The following is a 14858-nucleotide window of genomic DNA, read 5'->3' on the forward strand; positions in this document are numbered from 1 at the left end:
CGGGCCAATTTGCATACAGTCTCTCAGGCTATAAATTGTTCCGCCATAACCCGTTCGTCGTAGCCCTTGCCGGCATCGAACAGCAGAGTCGCTTTCAGATCCTCGGCTTCGGCGATATCAACACTGATCACGTTGCGGACCTCAAAGGTGTCAGCGGCCGCGCTGATCGGGCGTTTATCGACCTCCAGCGCCTCGATCCGTACCTTGGCCGTATGCGGCAGGATGGCGCCGCGCCAGCGCCTGGGCCGGAACGCGCTGATCGGTGTCAGAGCCAGCGCCTTGGCGGTCAGGGGGATAATCGGCCCGTGCGCCGACAGATTATAGGCCGTGGATCCGGCCGGGGTCGACACCAGGGCGCCATCGCAGATCAGTTCGTCCATGCGCTCTTTCCCGTCGATCAGGATGCGCAGTTTCGCCCCTTGATGCGACTGCCGAAGCAACGACACCTCGTTGAAGGCCAGGGCGCGGTGTTCCTTGCCATCGCGGCACAGCGCCGTCATGCTCAGCGGACTGATCAGGGTGCTTTCGCTCTTGATGATCCGCTCTATCAGCCGCTCTTCCGAGAAGTCGTTGAGCAGAAACCCGACCGAGCCGCGGTTCATGCCGAAGATCGGCACCTGGTCCTTCAGGTATCTGTGAAGGCTTTGCAGCAGGAAGCCGTCGCCGCCAAGGGCCACGACCACATCCGGATTGGCAGCCGATCCATACAAGGCTTTCAGGCGCGCGCAGGCGACCTGGGCTTCGGGACGGTCGGACGCGGTGAAGTCAAGGCGCAGGGACATGACAGGGTTGTAGCTGTTTGCGGAGGAAATACAACCGGCTACGCCAGACGTGCGGCGAGCTTCTGTCGGGCTTCGGCGGGGGGGAGGGTAAACACGGACAGGACAACGGGCCGATGACGGTCGTTGAGCTGAGGCTCGCCGTTGTGGCGATTCTGCCAGAAGGACAGCAGGTGCAGGAAGACCGCCCTGTCGAGTTCCAGAGCACAGCACGTCAGGGCCAGGGGGACGGCGGAGCCGGCGGCCAGGACCCTGTTGAGACTATCGATATCCAGTTTCAGGCGGCGCGAGGCTTCGCGGACGAAACCGTCGGTCTCGCCGGAACGCATGAATTTCAGTAGTTTGAGATTGCTGTGGCTGTCCCAGGTGGCCGGGTCGGCAGCCGGCACGGCACGGCGAAAGCGTTCCGACAGGGCCTGGCGCAGTTCGGGGCGTTCCTGGGCCAGACGTTCCAGTCGGGTCTGGTCGTCTTCGTCCAGTTCGGCGGCCGGGTTACGGACCAGGGCGACCAGCACGCTGTCGTGCCCGGACCTCTGGAGGGCGCGGACGACCTTCCAGTCGAGGGCAGGGCGTTGCGCGATCAGCAGATGATGGGCTTCGCCGGTGGCGGCAATCAGGGCCAGCAAGGCCGGCGTATCCAGCGAGGGCAGGGACGACCTGAGCAGGGGCGCCGCCAGATCGATCGGCATGCGGCACAGGCGCACGATCAGGTCATGGTCGTTGCGCAAGGCTTCGGGCGCATGAGCAACAGCGCGGGTTTCGCAGTGCGGTGTATGGAAACGGACCGTGTGGAAATCTGGGCGCGGAGCCGCGACCGGTTCTACGGGCTCGGCGATGGGTTGGACTGACTTCAAGGCCGGCACGGCGGACTCCACGATTCGCGTCAAGTGTGCCGAAACAGGGTGAACAGCTGCTTAATATTTCCACAACCGGTACGCGTAACAATGGTCTGACCAAATTCTGCCGGTGTTAATCTTGTTTCAATCCAAGGTCGTTACAGTAACAGGCTGTATCAGTACCCATACAAGGGCAGTTCATGTCCGGAAGTGACCAGGAAATATCAAGGGGATATGCGGCCGGTGGGGCGCCGCCTGCGCCCTCGCGTGAGCGGCTGGTGTTGCAGCGCGACGATGCGGTGAACATCGTCGAACGCCTGCGCGAGACTCATGTCGACGTCCACGGCCATGCGTTTCTGCTTCAGTTCGATACCCTGATCGTTCGTCTCGGCGTCAAATGGCATGCCAAGTGCGATCTGGTGTTCGAGCATCTTAAAACGAATTTCGAAAAGGTTTATCCCGAGCCCAACTGGTGTATTGGCGTCAATGGCGATGCCTGGCTGGTGATGATTCCGCAGTTGAGCCCGCGCAAGGGTGCGCTGGCCGTGGCTGACATGTGGCGCGACCTGTGCGGTTTCTTCGTCGGCGACATGTCGTCAGTGGAGGTTCCGATCTACGACGTTCTGGTCGAGGATGTTGACCGGTTGTCGATCGGCAAGATCGATCTACGTACCTATGTCGGTCCTGCGCAGATCGATGCGCCTTTGAGGGCCCGTCATGGCCCTTTCCAGGATGAGGGCGGTGAAAGCGGCCATGCAACCGGAGGCATGGCCCATGCTGTGCCGATTCAGCGTCCGGTGATCGTGGCAGCGTCGGTGAACTATGCCGGACGGACCCTGAAGGTGGCCAGTTCCGTCGAACCTCTGTTCGAGATGAAGAAGATGGTGATGATCGGCCATCGTCTCGAAGCCATGGTGATGGAAAACCTGGATAACGCCTTGCTTGACCGCAAGCATCTGGCCAATCTCGACTGGAACCTTCGTGAGCAGGTCGATCTGGTGAACATTGACCAGGGCCTGAAACTGTTGCGGCTGCGTTCGCCGGAACAACGCAAGATGATGATGGTGGTGCCTGCGGCCTTCTCGACCTTCGCCTCAGCGCGGTCGCGTCAGAAGATCACGGTCGAGGTCGCCAAGGCGGCGGCCGAGATGGGCCTGAAAGTGCTGTTCGAGGTACGAGGCCTGGATGGGGTTCCGCCCCATCGCGTTCTCGAAATCGTCTCGATGATCAAGCCGTTCTGCATGACGGTCGTGGGATCAGTCAATGCCGATCGCAAGACGATTGCCACGCTGAACAAATGCGGCCTGTCGGGGGTCTGCATTGAGTATGACGGCGTCAAGCGTGACGAGGCGGGTTTGCAGGACCATCTCTCGACCCTGGCCGCGGCGGCCAAGCTGTCGGCGGGGGCCTGCATGGTCCAGGGGTTCGACAATTATCGCCAGATGGCGGTGGCGCGGCTGGCGGGCGTGACCCACGCCAGCATGAAGACGGCCGCCCTGATGTCGCCCAAGGGCGCGGCCCACGTGGCGTCACGGGCCGCAGAGGGGCTGCGCGACAGTGACGCGCCGCTGCCCAGCCTTAGTCAGGGGCTTTGACGGGGGCGCAGTTGGCGTCGTGAATGCGCCGGCCTTCCGACGCTTTTTTCAGCGCAAAATCGCGGGCGTCGATCAGAACCATGTCCGACGAACGCGCCATGTCATTGGCGTCTTTTGGCGCGGCCATGGCCTGGTCATAAAAGCCAGCGGCCTTGTTCCAGTCGATCACGGCCGAATCCAGTTGCGGACAGACCTCCGCTGCGTCACTGCCGGTATCAAGCAGGGCCGAAACGCCGGTCAGGAGCGTGTCCCCCAACTGATCGTAGAGTTCGGCATATTCGATCGCCGTATCATAAGGGGTCTTGTCGTCCGCGAAGGCCGCGGCCGGTGACAGGAGCAGGGTGAACGCAAGCGCATAACGGAACATGGCGGCCTCGACAGGGATGATCCCGCCAAGCTAGCCGCTGTGTGTGCTGCGCCCTACTTACAAATCCTGTTATGCAGCGAAGGTGTCGCAGTCCGCCGGGTTGCCGCGCGAAAACCCGGTTTTGAACCACTTGATCCGGTCGGCTGAGCTGCCGTGGGTGAAGCTGTCCGGGACGACCCGGCCCTGAGACGCCTGCTGCAGCGTATCGTCGCCAACCGCCGAGGCCGCGCCGATGGCTTCTTCGATATCGCCGGCTTCCAGCCAGTTCATCTTGGTGTTGGAGCGGTAAGCCCAGACGCCGGCATAGCAATCCGCCTGAAGTTCCAGCTTGACAGACAGAGCATTGGCCTGCGTCTTGCTGACCTGACGCTCCTGCTGCTGGATATAGTCGGTAATCCCAAGCTGGTTCTGGACGTGATGTCCGACCTCATGGGCGATGACATAGGCGCGGGCGTAGTCGCCCTTGGCGCCCAGTTGCTGATCCAGCGTGCTCCAGAAGCTGAGGTCGATATAGACGCGATTGTCGGCCGGGCAATAGAAGGGCCCCATGGCCGCCTGGCCAGTGCCGCAGCCGGTATTGGTAGCGGCTTCGTAAAGAACGACTCGCGACGGCTGGTAGGACTTGCCCTGGGCTTGGAACAACTCGACCCAGGCGTCATTGGCTGAGGTGTGCACCGTATCGACGAAGGCGCCGGCCTCGTCTTGCGGTGCTCCGACCGACGCCTGCTGTTGCTGCTGGCCGCCCTGGACGGCCTCGAGCCCGCTCAACACGGTCTGCGGGTCGATGCCAAAGAAGTAGTAGCCGGCCAGCGCCAGGATTACCGCGACGATACCGCCGCCGCCGATCATGCCCGGCCCGCCCAGGCCCCGCCGGTCCTCAACGCCGCCTCTGCGTCCGCCTTCCCACTTCATGCCAAGCCTCCATTATGTCTGTCCGGACTCACACACATCTTAACTCTGTTTTCAAGAGGGTGTGTGTTGGCCGCGCCACGTGAAGAATTTTTAACCTCGCCAGTACCCAATACTGACAGTTTCAGGTGGCCGATGAAACTAATTGCCGGTATGACAGGGCTGTCAGAGATAAGTTGCACTTGCGAACATTTTGCAGCGCTTCGTTGACTTGGTGAGAGGCCGCCGCCATCATGGGTGGTGGATAGAGACACGGGATTCTAAAGCATGTTTATGGGGCTTGGCATGGGTTCGCGGCCGCTGCGTCTGGCAGCCGGTCTGGCGACGGCATTGGTGATGGCTATCAGCCTTCAGGCATGTTCCGAGAAGAAAGACGAGAAGAAGACGGAGGAAAAGAAATCCGCCGTTCACGCTTCGACGGTGAGCTACGCCGTGGTGGGCCAGGTCAGTGCGCCGATCACCATCACCGGTTCGGGTACCGTCAGCGCCTGGCAGGAGGTGCCGGTCGCCGCCGAAACCGGCGGGCTGACCGCGGTCGCCCTGCTGGTCGACGAAGGCGCCTTTGTCAAGCAGGGCCAGCCCCTCTTGCGCATGAACGACGTCCTTCTTCAGGCGCAGCTCAAGCAGGCCAAGGCCAGCTTCGACCAGGCCAACAAGGCCTATGACCGCGCCAACACGCTGTTCAAGCAGGGCTATCTGTCGGCGGCGGCTTTGGACAATGCTCAGGCCTCGATGCTGACCACCCAGGCCGCCATGGAAACCGCCCAGACCCAGCTGTCGCTCGCCACAGTGCGCGCGCCGGTCTCAGGCATCATCACCAAGCGCACAGCCGTGCTGGGGCAGGTCGTGTCGCCGGGCGCCGAACTGTTCCGCATGGTGCGTGACGGCCGCGTCGAACTGAACCTGGAAGTGGTCGAAACCGAACTGGCCCTGGTGCGTCCGAACATGGCCGCGACGGTGACCTCGCAATCGACGGGGCCTGTCACCGGCACGGTGCGCATTGTGACCCCGCAGGTCGATGCTGCCACCCGCCTGGGTTATGCCCGCATCTCGGTGCCATGGGAATCGGGCCTGCGTCCGGGCATGTTCGCCCAAGGATCGATCGATGCCGGCACCCAGCCGGCCCTCGTCATCCCGCAGTCGGCCATCGCCTACAGCGAAAACAAGCCGGGCGTCTATGTCATCGGTCCTGCCAACAAGGTCGCGTTCCGCCAGGTCAGTCTGGGTGGCCAGCAGGGCAAGAACATTATCGTCCGCGAGGGATTGTCCGTCGGTGAACGTATTGTCACCACAGGTTCAGGCTTCTTGAACAACGGCGACACGGTGAAGCCGGTCGGCAACCCGCAAACGACGGGCCTGTAAGATGTCTGCTGATAAAACTCCCACCCCGAAGACGCAACCCACCGGTTTCCAGATATCGTCCTGGTCGATCCGCAACCCTATTCCGGTCATCGTCTTCTTTGTCGTGATGACCGTGGCCGGCATCATCGGCTTCAACAGCCTGCGCATCAACAACTGGCCCGACATCGACTTTCCGATCGTCGTGGTGACGGTGGTGCGCTCGGGCGCTGCGCCGACTGAACTGCAAAACCAGGTTACGCGCATTGTCGAGGATTCGGTCTCCGGGCTCGGCGGCGTGCGGCACATCCAGTCCTATGTCAACGAAGGGGCGTCGACGACCGTCATCACCTTCCAGCTCGAAACTGATCTGGAAAAGGCGACGAACGACGTCCGAAACGCTGTGGCGGGGGTGCGGGGTAATCTGCCCGGCGATGTGCAGGATCCCATCGTCTCGCGCGTCGAAAACGCCCAGGGCCAGGCACTGGTCAGCTATACCATACGCGCCGCCAATATGACCCCGGACCAACTCAGCTGGTACGTTGATAATGACGTTGCCAAGAAGATTCTCGGCGTCAAGGGCGTGTCGCAACTGAACCGCGACGGCGGCGTCAGCCGTGAAATCCGCATCGAACTGGATCCGGCCAAGCTGGCCGCACGAGGCGTGTCGGCGGGCGATATCTCGCGTCAACTGACGTCCTTTAACGTCAACATGCCCGGCGGCCGGTTCAATGCCGGCTCCTCGGAACAGACCATCCGCACCATCGGCGGCGCCGATACTGTCGAGCAACTGGCTGAAACCCGTATAACCCTGTCCAATGGCGGCACAGTACGCCTGGGCGATCTGGGCTCGGTGACCGACACCTGGTCCGAACCGCGCGCCCGCGCCCGGTTCAATGGCCAGGAGGTGGTCGGCTTCAACGTCCAGCGCACCCGTGGCACGTCGGAACACCACGTCGCCAAGGCGGTGCGGGCGGCGGTCGAGCAGTTGAAAAAGCAGAACCCCAACGTCCAGATCGAAGAGGTGGCCTCCAGTGTCACCGAGGTCGACCGCAGTTTTGACGTCTCTATGGAAGCCCTTGTGGTTGGGGCTGCCCTGGCGGTGCTGGTCGTTTTCCTGTTCCTGCGCGACTGGCGGGCGACCCTGGTGTCAGCGATCGCCATGCCGATGTCGTTGCTGCCGACCTTTTTCGTCATGTACCTGTTCAACCAGTCGTTCAACGTGGTCACCTTGCTGGCCCTGTCGTTGACGGTCGGTATACTGGTCGACGATGCCATCGTGGAAATCGAGAATATCGTCCGGCATATTCGCGAGGGCAAAAAGCCCTATCCGGCCGCGATCGAAGCCGCAGACGAAATCGGCCTGGCCGTCGTAGCGACCACGGCGACCCTGATCGCGGTGTTCGCGCCGACCGGTTTCATGCCGGGCATCGTCGGGCAGTTCTTCGAGAGCTTCGCTATTGCGACCTGCGTCAGCGTCTTCTTCTCGCTGGTCGTGGCGCGGACCCTGACCCCGTTGATGGGCGCTTACCTGCTCCGCGCCAACCCCAAGCATGACCATGACGTCCCGTTCTGGATGGGCACCTATCAGAAGATGCTCAAATGGACGCTGGAGGGCCATCTGAAGTGGCGCTGGTATATCCTGTTCCATGGCGCCCTCGTTCTGCTGGTCTGCGGCATTATGGGCGTGATGCAGAAGAACTACATGGTCGCCGGGATCGGCGTAGGGGTCTTCCTGGCCACCGTTGTGTTGTTTGTCATCTTCCACAACACGTACATGAAGGCCCGCTGGGCAGCGTTGGAGTTCGGCGGTTTGTTGTCGCTGGCGATAATTGGCATGGGCCTGCCCAAGCCGCCGCAACCGGGGGCTCAGGCGGCCGTCGAGGCTGGCCAGGCGGCCGCTCAGGCCAATCCGATGGTGAGCGCCATCGTCTTTGGCGTCATTGGACTTTTGCTGCTGATCGGGACCCTCTTCCTGGTTATCAAGATGAAAAAGTCTCTGCTCAGTGCTCGCTGGGCCGTCATCATTGGCGGCATCGCCTTCTTCATCGGGTCGGTAGCGCTTCTGCAACTGATCCCCAGCGATAACTTCCCGGCCGACGACGCCTCCATGTCGGTGATGAGCATCTCGCTGCCGCCGGGGACACCGCTTGAGCCGACCGATACGATCGTCAAGCGCATTGACGCCGACCTGCGCAGCCGTCCGGAGGTGAAGAGCACCTACGCGACAATCAATATGAACAGCGCGACCATCATCGCCAATCTGGTGCCGCGCCACGACCGCAAGGTGACGCAAGTCGAATTCGAACAGGCCTTTTCCAAGACGCTGGACGCCTATCCCGGTATCCGGGCCAGCTTTGGCCAGGGCGGCGGCGGCGGCACAGGTGTTGCCTATATTCTGGTCGGCGAGGACGAAAACGTCCTGATGTCGACCCTGGCCCAGTTGCAACGTGAAATGCAGGCCCTGCCGGAACTGACCAATGTCCGTTCCGAGGACAACCTGACGCGACCGGAAATCGTCATTACGCCCAAGCCCGACCAGGCCGCCTTGATGGGGGTGTCGACCCAGGACATCAGTTCGGTGGCCCGCGTCGCGACCGTGGGCGACATCGATCAGATCCTGGCCAAGTTCAATCAGGGCGACCGTCAGGTACCGATCCGCGTCCTGCTGAAAGAAGATGCCCGGCTTGACGTCAGCAACCTGAACAACCTGATGGTGCCGACCCGTTTCGGCACCTCGGTGCCGCTGTCGGCGGTGGCCGACATTAGCTTCGGCGCCGGTCCCATTACGATCAATCGCCTCGACCGGACACGGACGGCGACGATTCGCGCCGACCTGAACGGTGTCCCCACCGGTCCGGCCGACCTGGCTGTGGCCAATACGCCGACCATGAAGAAGATTGCGGCGAACCAGATTCCTGGTGTTCGGACGGTTCTTAATCCGGATACTGAAGACTTCGCGGCGATGGCGATAAACTTCCTGATTGCCATCGCGACCGGTATCGCCCTGATGTACGTGGTGTTGGTGCTGCTGTTCGGATCGTTCTCTCACCCTTTCACCATCATCTTCGCCTTGCCTCTGTGCTTTGGCGGCGCCTTCATTGCGCTCCTGATGTTCCGGATGAGTCTCAGTATGCCGACCTATATCGGCCTGATAATGCTGGTCGGCATCGCCGCCAAGAACTCGATCCTGCTCGTCGAGTACGCCATGGTGGCCATCAAAGAGGGGATGACGCGGACCGAGGCCCTGACCGAAGCCGCCAAGAAGCGCGCCCGCCCGATCGTCATGACCACCATCGCCATGGGCGCGGGCATGATCCCGGTCGCGGTGGGCGAAGACGCCTTCCGTCAGCCGATGGCGGTGACGGTGATCGGCGGCTTGATAACCTCGACCCTGCTGTCGCTGTTGTTCGTGCCGGCGACCTATACGGTGATCGACCAGATCTCGCACTTCTTCGGCAAGCTGATCTCGCCGGCCTTCCAGGCCCAGGGCAAGGACGAACCGGAACCGGAGCCCGATCCGGCCCCCCCGCCGGTCGAAGAGTGGAAATACTGAAAAAAAAGAGCCCTTCGGATTGATCCGGAGGGCTTTTTCCTTTGCGCGGTAAGAAGGCGAACCACCGATGGACACGAATCAAGCAGATTTCATGGTGTCCTGGAACTGAACCGCGCAGATGCATCTGTTGCAAAGTGGATCCACAGATTACACCGATTACACAGATTAAGCGTTCAATCTGTGTAATCGGTGTAATCTGTGGATCCGCTTGAATCATAGATGTCGCCGCTCGACAGGGGCCGAACGACCCGGAAATCCGTGTCTATCTGTGTCTATCCGTGGTTCAAAACTTCGGACTTCGGACTTCGGCGGCTCAGGCCTCGGAATTCAGTCCCGATGTCACCGACACGGGCGTGATCTTCAGCGCCGTAATCTGGTTGCGTTGACGACGCATGATCTGGAAACGGCGACCATAGAACAGGAAGGTCTGGCCGGGCTCGGGGATGGTCCGCGCCTCGTGGATGACCAGGCCGGCCACGGTCACGGCGACATCGTCGGGCAGGTCCCAGTCCATGGCGCGGTTGAGGTCGCGGATGGGCATATCGCCGTCGACATGGATCGAGCCGTCCGACTGCTTGCGGATGGCGGTGAAGACGGCATCGTGCTCATCGTCGATCTCACCGACAATTTCTTCCAGGATGTCTTCCAGCGTCACCAGGCCCTGCAAGGCGCCATACTCGTCGACCACCAGGGCGAAGTGCTGCTTCTGTTTCAGGAAGGCGGCCAGTTGATCCTTCAGGTTGGTGGTGTCGGGAATGAACCACGGCGTGCGGGTGATGGCCATGACGTCGACCGAGGCGAGATCGCCCCGGGCGCGCGTTACCGCCGCCATCAGGTCGCGGGCATGCAGGATGCCGATGATGTTTTCCGGGTTATCGCGGTACATCGGGATGCGCGTATGGCTGAAGTTCAGAGCCGCCTCGATGATCTCGGCCATCGGCAGGTCAGCATCGATCATATCGATCGACTTGCGGTGCACCATGATCTGGCTGACGTCCAGATCCTGGAGATCCAGCACGCCGCGGAACATATTGCGGTCCTCGGCCTCGACGGCGCCTTCGTCGTGGTGGTATTCCACGGCACCACGGATCTCCTCGTGAGCCGCCAGGACGTCGACTTCCATGGATAGCCTTACGCCGAACAGGCGAAGCGTGCCGCGGACGAACCACTGCACCGCCTGGACGACCGGCCCGAAGATGTAGACCGTCCACATCACCAGAGGCGACATGCCGCGGGCGACGTCGTCGGGCTTCAGGATGGCCAGGGTTTTTGGCAGGACTTCGCCGAAGACCAGAATCAGCACGGTCATGACCGCGGTCGAAATCGCCACGCCCCAATAGCCGGGGAACAGGCCACCCAGAACGCTGGTCGTCAGGGCGGAGGCGCCAATATTGAGCACATTGTTGGCCAGCAGGATGGCGCCGATCATCTTCTCCTGGTCGCCCAGCAGGATGTTGACGCGTTTGGCGGCCTTGTCGCCGTCGCGCTCCAACTGGTGCATTCGCCCGCGCGACGCGGCGGTCAGAGACGTTTCCCCGGCCGAGAACAGTGCCGACATGAACAGCAGGGCAATCAGGGAGGGCGCCAGAAACAGGATCGTGGCGATGAGCATATCAGGCGTCCTGCAACTGGGCGCCGTCGCGCACCAGGAAGTCATGAACGGACTGACGATCGACCCTCTTGGCGACGAAGGCCTTGCCGATGCCCTCGACCAGGACGAAGGTCAGGGTACCGCCCTCGGCCTTCTTGTCGTGGCCCATATGGACCAGCAGTTTGTCCGGATCGAAGGGGGCGTTCCTGATATCTGACATGGCCGTCGGAAGGCCGGCATGTCGCACAGCAGCGATGGCGCGTTCGGCCTCACTGGCCGCACAGCCTCCCGTCGCCGAACTGTAGCGGAAAGCCTGGGCCATGCCGATGGCGACGGCTTCACCGTGCAGCAGCAGATCGCCGAAGCCGACCTCAGCCTCCAGAGCGTGGCCAAAAGTATGGCCCAGGTTGAGCAGGGCGCGTTTCCCGCCTTCGCGTTCGTCCTGGGCGACGATCTCAGCCTTCATCTCGACCGAACGCGCCACGGCGTGGCGGATGGCCTCGGGCTCCAGCGCCAGGACGGCGGCATCGTTGGCCTCCAGCCAGTCGAAAAAGGCGTGGTCGCCCAGCAGGCCATACTTGATGATCTCTGCATAACCGCAGCGGATCTGGCGGGCGGGCAGGGTGGTCAGGACATCGAGATCGCACAGGACCAGGCGCGGCTGGTGAAAGGCGCCGATCAGGTTCTTGCCCTGCGGGTGGTCAATGGCGGTTTTCCCGCCGACCGAGCTGTCGACCTGGGCCAGAACGGTGGTAGGAATCTGGATGAAGTCGATGCCGCGCATATAGACAGCGCAGGCAAAGCCGGTCAGGTCGCCAATGACCCCGCCGCCAAACGCCAGGACGATGTCCTTGCGGTCGAGTCCGGCGGCCACGAAGGCGTCGGTGACCTGCTGAAGACCTTCCCATGACTTGGTCTGTTCGCCGGCCTCGACCACAAGGGTTTCAACTGTAAAGCCCGCGGCTGTGAACTGAGCTTCCAGCGGGCCCAGGTGTAGCGGCGCGACATTGGCGTCGGTGATAATGAAAACCCGGCGGTTCTTCAGGAAGGGCGCGATATGGCCGACGGCGTTTTGCAGCAGGCCCTGGCCGACCAGGACCTCATAGGGTTTAAAGCCCTCGCCGGCGACCGGAATACGGGTGGTGGTCATGCCAGGCTCTCCACATGGGCTTTCAGCGCGTTCAGCACTAGTTCCAACGACTTGGCGTGCGACTGGTCGCCGGTATCGACCACCACATCGGCCATTTGATAGAGGGGGTATCGAGTCTTCGCGTGTTCGCGCAGCACGTCCATCGGCGAGCGGTCCTTGAGCAGTGGCCGATGCGGCTTGTTGGCAACGCGGCGCGAAAGCACCTTCAGGTCGGTCTTCAGCCACACGGTGATGGCCTTGGCCTTCAGGTTCTCGCGTGTTTTTGCCGAGGTGAGGGCGCCGCCGCCGGTCGCCAGGATCTGGGGCGGCGAATCGAGCAGACGCGAGATCACCCGCTCTTCGCCGTCACGAAACCCCTTTTCGCCATAGTGGGCGAAGATATCGGCAACGCTTTGGCCCGCTGCCTTTTCGATTTCCTCGTCGGCATCGACGAAGGGCAGGGCGAAGTGCTCGGCCAGGCGCTTGCCGATCGTGGTCTTGCCGACACCCATCAGCCCGACCAGGGCGACGGTTTTGGGCAGTATGAAGCTGGGGCGATCCGGCACAGGCGCGGCCGCCGCAGGTTGGGGTGTCGCGGTCATCTTAACGCCGCGAGAAAGGGAAAAGAGTCATAATGCAGAACTTTTACACGATGTTAGGGGGGCTTTGCCAGTGTTGCCGGGAAAAAACCCAAAAGGTCTCATGTCCCGTTTCGATCCTGTGCGACAGTTTCTGCAGATGATGGCCGTCGAGCGCAACGCCGCCCGGCCGACTCTGGACGCCTATGGCCGCGATCTTGACGACCTGATGGCGACCTGCAAGGTGACGCCGCAGGGGCTCCTGGGTCTGTCGGATGGCGATCTGGCCGGTTATTTTCAGGACCTGTCGGAACGCGGCCTGGCCTCGTCGTCGCTCCAGCGCAAACGCTCGGCCGTACGCCAGTTCTACCGTTTCTGTGTCGCGGAAAACCTGACCGGGCACGACCCCTCGCGCAAGATCGCCGCAGCGAAGAAGGGGCTCAAGCTCCCCAAGATCCTCAGCCGCGACGAGGTCGATGCCCTGATTGCCGCGGCTGACGCCATTGCCCCCAACCAGGCGGTGCGACTGGAGTGCCTGATCGAGATGGCCTATGCCTCGGGCATGCGCATCTCGGAACTGGTCGGTCTGAAGCTGGATGCGGTGGCGCGTGACCCGGCATGTCTGATTATCAAGGGCAAGGGCGGGGTTGAGCGTCTGGTTCCGCTGAACCCGTCGGCACGCGCGGCGATCAAGGAATATCTCGACATCCGCTACACCTTTTTACCCGCCGGGGATAAGGCGAACCCGTATCTGTTTTCATCGCGCGGCAAGGAGGGACATCTGACGCGTCGCCGAGTCGGGCAACTTCTGGACCAGGCCGCCATCAATGCCGGGATCGATCCGGCGCGGGTGTCGCCGCACGTCCTGCGCCATGCCTTTGCGACCCACCTGCTGGAAGGCGGCGCCGATCTGCGCGTGGTCCAGACCTTGCTGGGGCACGCGGATATTTCGACGACCCAGATCTATACCCATGTCGCCGGCGAACGCCTGCGCGAAGTGGTCGAAACTCACCATCCGCTGGCCAAGGGGCGATAATCCCAGCCAAAGAATCCCCTTTGACGCGGGGACGGTTGCTGATAAAGGCGACCTTTCCTAAAAGTGCATTGTAATTTTACGCCCTGCGCGAACAACTGGGCCCTTCACAGAGCGACCTGATGCGACATTATCTCGATTTCGAACGTCCGATCGCCGACCTCGAAGCCAAGATCGAGGAGCTGTCCGCCCTGTCCCAATCGGGTGGGGCCAATCTCGAATACGAACTCCAGGCCCTGCGTGACCGTACCGAAGTCTTGCGCAAGGACACCTATGCACGCCTGGAACCGTGGCAGAAGACCATGGTTGCGCGGCATCCGGAACGTCCGCATCTCGTCGACTATATCGGCGGCCTGATCACCGAATTCGTCGAACTTCGGGGGGACCGCAAGTTCGGTGACGATCAGGCCATCGTCGGTGGCCTGGGCCGCTTCCGTGGCCAGCCGGTCGTGGTCATGGGGCATGAAAAGGGTTTCGACACCGCCAGCCGCCTCAAGCACAATTTCGGCATGGCCCGCCCGGAAGGCTACCGCAAGGCGGTGCGCCTGATGGACATGGCGGAACAGTATGGCTTGCCGGTCCTGACCTTCGTCGACACGGCCGGCGCCTATCCCGGCATCGGCGCCGAGGAACGCGGCCAGGCCGAAGCCATTGCCCGTTCGACCGAGCGCGGCCTGACCCTGAAAACACCGATGATCGCCACCGTGACAGGCGAAGGTGGTTCCGGCGGCGCCATTGCCCTGGCCGCTGCCAACCGCGTCCTGATTCTGGAACATTCGATCTACAGCGTCATTTCGCCGGAAGGCGCCGCCTCGATCCTGTGGAAGGACGGAGCCCGCGCCAAGGATGCCGCCGATCGCATGAAGATCACGGCGCCGGACCTGCTGAAGCTCGGCATTGTCGACCGCATCGTCGAGGAGCCCGCCGGTGGCGCCCATTCCGATCGGGATGCCATGATCGAAGCCCTTGGCGACGTCCTGGAAGAGGAACTGAAGGCGCTCAGCTTCCTGTCGCCGGAACAATTGGTAGACCAGCGCGCCAAACGGTTCTACGATATTGGCAGGGTTGGGCTGGGCTAAGTAAGGCCTTACGCCGTCCTTACAAATCCCATTCGCTAACCCCTTTGTAACCGAATGGGCGCATTCCT

General features: G+C 62.0%; 12 protein-coding genes. 5 read left to right on the forward strand and 7 right to left on the reverse strand.

Annotation, left to right across the window (positions count from 1 at the left end; all coding sequences use genetic code 11):
• Nucleotides 1-23 precede the first annotated feature (23 nt).
• Entirely contained in the window at nucleotides 24-782 is a 759-nt protein-coding gene (locus ABI_RS19190; RefSeq protein WP_006274725.1) for an NAD kinase, read from the reverse strand.
• 38 nt (nucleotides 783-820) lie between these two features.
• Nucleotides 821-1642: a DUF2336 domain-containing protein gene (locus ABI_RS19195; RefSeq protein ID WP_006274726.1), complete on the reverse strand. Its 822-nt coding sequence runs from the start codon at nucleotides 1640-1642 to the stop codon at nucleotides 821-823.
• A gap of 173 nt (nucleotides 1643-1815) precedes the next feature.
• Here ABI_RS19195 and ABI_RS19200 point away from each other — a divergent pair, with 173 nt between their 5' ends.
• On the forward strand, nucleotides 1816-3210 hold the full coding sequence (locus ABI_RS19200; protein ID WP_006274727.1) for a hypothetical protein: 1395 nt from the start codon (nucleotides 1816-1818) through the stop codon (nucleotides 3208-3210).
• On the opposite strand, the gene ABI_RS19205 is transcribed toward ABI_RS19200, so the two are convergent.
• Together ABI_RS19205 and ypfJ are read right to left on the reverse strand one after the other, a co-directional pair.
• Nucleotides 3194-3577 carry a hypothetical protein gene (locus tag ABI_RS19205; protein WP_006274728.1) on the reverse strand — a complete coding sequence of 128 codons (384 nt, stop codon included), beginning with the start codon at nucleotides 3575-3577 and terminating at the stop codon, nucleotides 3194-3196. The two genes, ABI_RS19200 and ABI_RS19205, sit on opposite strands and share 17 nt — an antisense overlap.
• A gap of 69 nt (nucleotides 3578-3646) precedes the next feature.
• Nucleotides 3647-4489 (reverse strand): KPN_02809 family neutral zinc metallopeptidase, encoded by an 843-nt coding sequence (ypfJ, locus tag ABI_RS19210; protein ID WP_006274729.1) that lies wholly within the window; start codon nucleotides 4487-4489, stop codon nucleotides 3647-3649.
• Between the two features lie 264 nt (nucleotides 4490-4753).
• On the opposite strand from ypfJ, the gene ABI_RS19215 reads away from it, so the two are divergent.
• Together ABI_RS19215 and ABI_RS23925 are read left to right on the forward strand one after the other, a co-directional pair.
• A complete protein-coding gene (locus ABI_RS19215; RefSeq protein ID WP_006274730.1) occupies nucleotides 4754-5848 on the forward strand; it encodes an efflux RND transporter periplasmic adaptor subunit in 1095 nt (364 codons plus the stop codon).
• Between the two features lies 1 nt (nucleotide 5849).
• A complete protein-coding gene (locus ABI_RS23925; RefSeq protein WP_050808361.1) occupies nucleotides 5850-9380 on the forward strand; it encodes an efflux RND transporter permease subunit in 3531 nt (1176 codons plus the stop codon).
• A 313-nt stretch (nucleotides 9381-9693) separates the two neighbouring features.
• Here the strand turns inward: ABI_RS23925 and ABI_RS19225 are convergent, their stop codons facing one another.
• From ABI_RS19225 to ABI_RS19235, 3 genes are read right to left on the reverse strand one after another with little or no spacing between them, the layout of a single operon-like run.
• Nucleotides 9694-10992 carry an HlyC/CorC family transporter gene (locus tag ABI_RS19225; protein ID WP_006274731.1) on the reverse strand — a complete coding sequence of 433 codons (1299 nt, stop codon included), beginning with the start codon at nucleotides 10990-10992 and terminating at the stop codon, nucleotides 9694-9696.
• A gap of 1 nt (nucleotide 10993) precedes the next feature.
• A complete protein-coding gene (aroB, locus tag ABI_RS19230) occupies nucleotides 10994-12121 on the reverse strand; it encodes a 3-dehydroquinate synthase (protein ID WP_006274732.1) in 1128 nt (375 codons plus the stop codon).
• Nucleotides 12118-12702, reverse strand: a complete 585-nt coding sequence (locus tag ABI_RS19235; RefSeq protein WP_006274733.1) for a shikimate kinase — start codon at nucleotides 12700-12702, stop codon at nucleotides 12118-12120. The genes aroB and ABI_RS19235 overlap by 4 nt, the downstream gene beginning before the upstream one ends.
• A 100-nt stretch (nucleotides 12703-12802) precedes the next feature.
• On the opposite strand from ABI_RS19235, the gene ABI_RS19240 reads away from it, so the two are divergent.
• Together ABI_RS19240 and ABI_RS19245 are read left to right on the forward strand one after the other, a co-directional pair.
• Nucleotides 12803-13714, forward strand: coding sequence for a site-specific tyrosine recombinase XerD (locus tag ABI_RS19240; protein WP_040309748.1), 912 nt, complete (start codon nucleotides 12803-12805; stop codon nucleotides 13712-13714).
• 116 nt (nucleotides 13715-13830) lie between these two features.
• Nucleotides 13831-14790 (forward strand): acetyl-CoA carboxylase carboxyltransferase subunit alpha, encoded by a 960-nt coding sequence (locus ABI_RS19245; RefSeq protein ID WP_085930207.1) that lies wholly within the window; start codon nucleotides 13831-13833, stop codon nucleotides 14788-14790.
• The last annotated feature ends 68 nt before the right edge of the window (nucleotides 14791-14858 follow it).

The organism is Asticcacaulis biprosthecium C19 (assembly GCF_000204015.1).
GTDB classification, from domain to species: domain Bacteria; phylum Pseudomonadota; class Alphaproteobacteria; order Caulobacterales; family Caulobacteraceae; genus Asticcacaulis; species Asticcacaulis biprosthecius.

Bases quoted from the DNA above. Each gene is read 5' to 3' on its own strand.
- ABI_RS19190 (WP_006274725.1), bottom strand. From the start codon at position 782: ATGTCCCTGCGCCTTGACTTCACCGCGTCCGACCGTCCCGAAGCCCAG.
- ABI_RS19200 (WP_006274727.1), top strand. From the start codon at position 1,816: ATGTCCGGAAGTGACCAGGAAATATCAAGGGGATATGCGGCCGGTGGG.
- ABI_RS19205 (WP_006274728.1), bottom strand. From the start codon at position 3,577: ATGTTCCGTTATGCGCTTGCGTTCACCCTGCTCCTGTCACCGGCCGCG.
- ypfJ (WP_006274729.1), bottom strand. From the start codon at position 4,489: ATGAAGTGGGAAGGCGGACGCAGAGGCGGCGTTGAGGACCGGCGGGGC.
- ABI_RS19215 (WP_006274730.1), top strand. From the start codon at position 4,754: ATGTTTATGGGGCTTGGCATGGGTTCGCGGCCGCTGCGTCTGGCAGCC.
- ABI_RS23925 (WP_050808361.1), top strand. From the start codon at position 5,850: ATGTCTGCTGATAAAACTCCCACCCCGAAGACGCAACCCACCGGTTTC.
- ABI_RS19225 (WP_006274731.1), bottom strand. From the start codon at position 10,992: ATGCTCATCGCCACGATCCTGTTTCTGGCGCCCTCCCTGATTGCCCTG.
- aroB (WP_006274732.1), bottom strand. From the start codon at position 12,121: ATGACCACCACCCGTATTCCGGTCGCCGGCGAGGGCTTTAAACCCTAT.
- ABI_RS19235 (WP_006274733.1), bottom strand. From the start codon at position 12,702: ATGACCGCGACACCCCAACCTGCGGCGGCCGCGCCTGTGCCGGATCGC.
- ABI_RS19240 (WP_040309748.1), top strand. From the start codon at position 12,803: ATGTCCCGTTTCGATCCTGTGCGACAGTTTCTGCAGATGATGGCCGTC.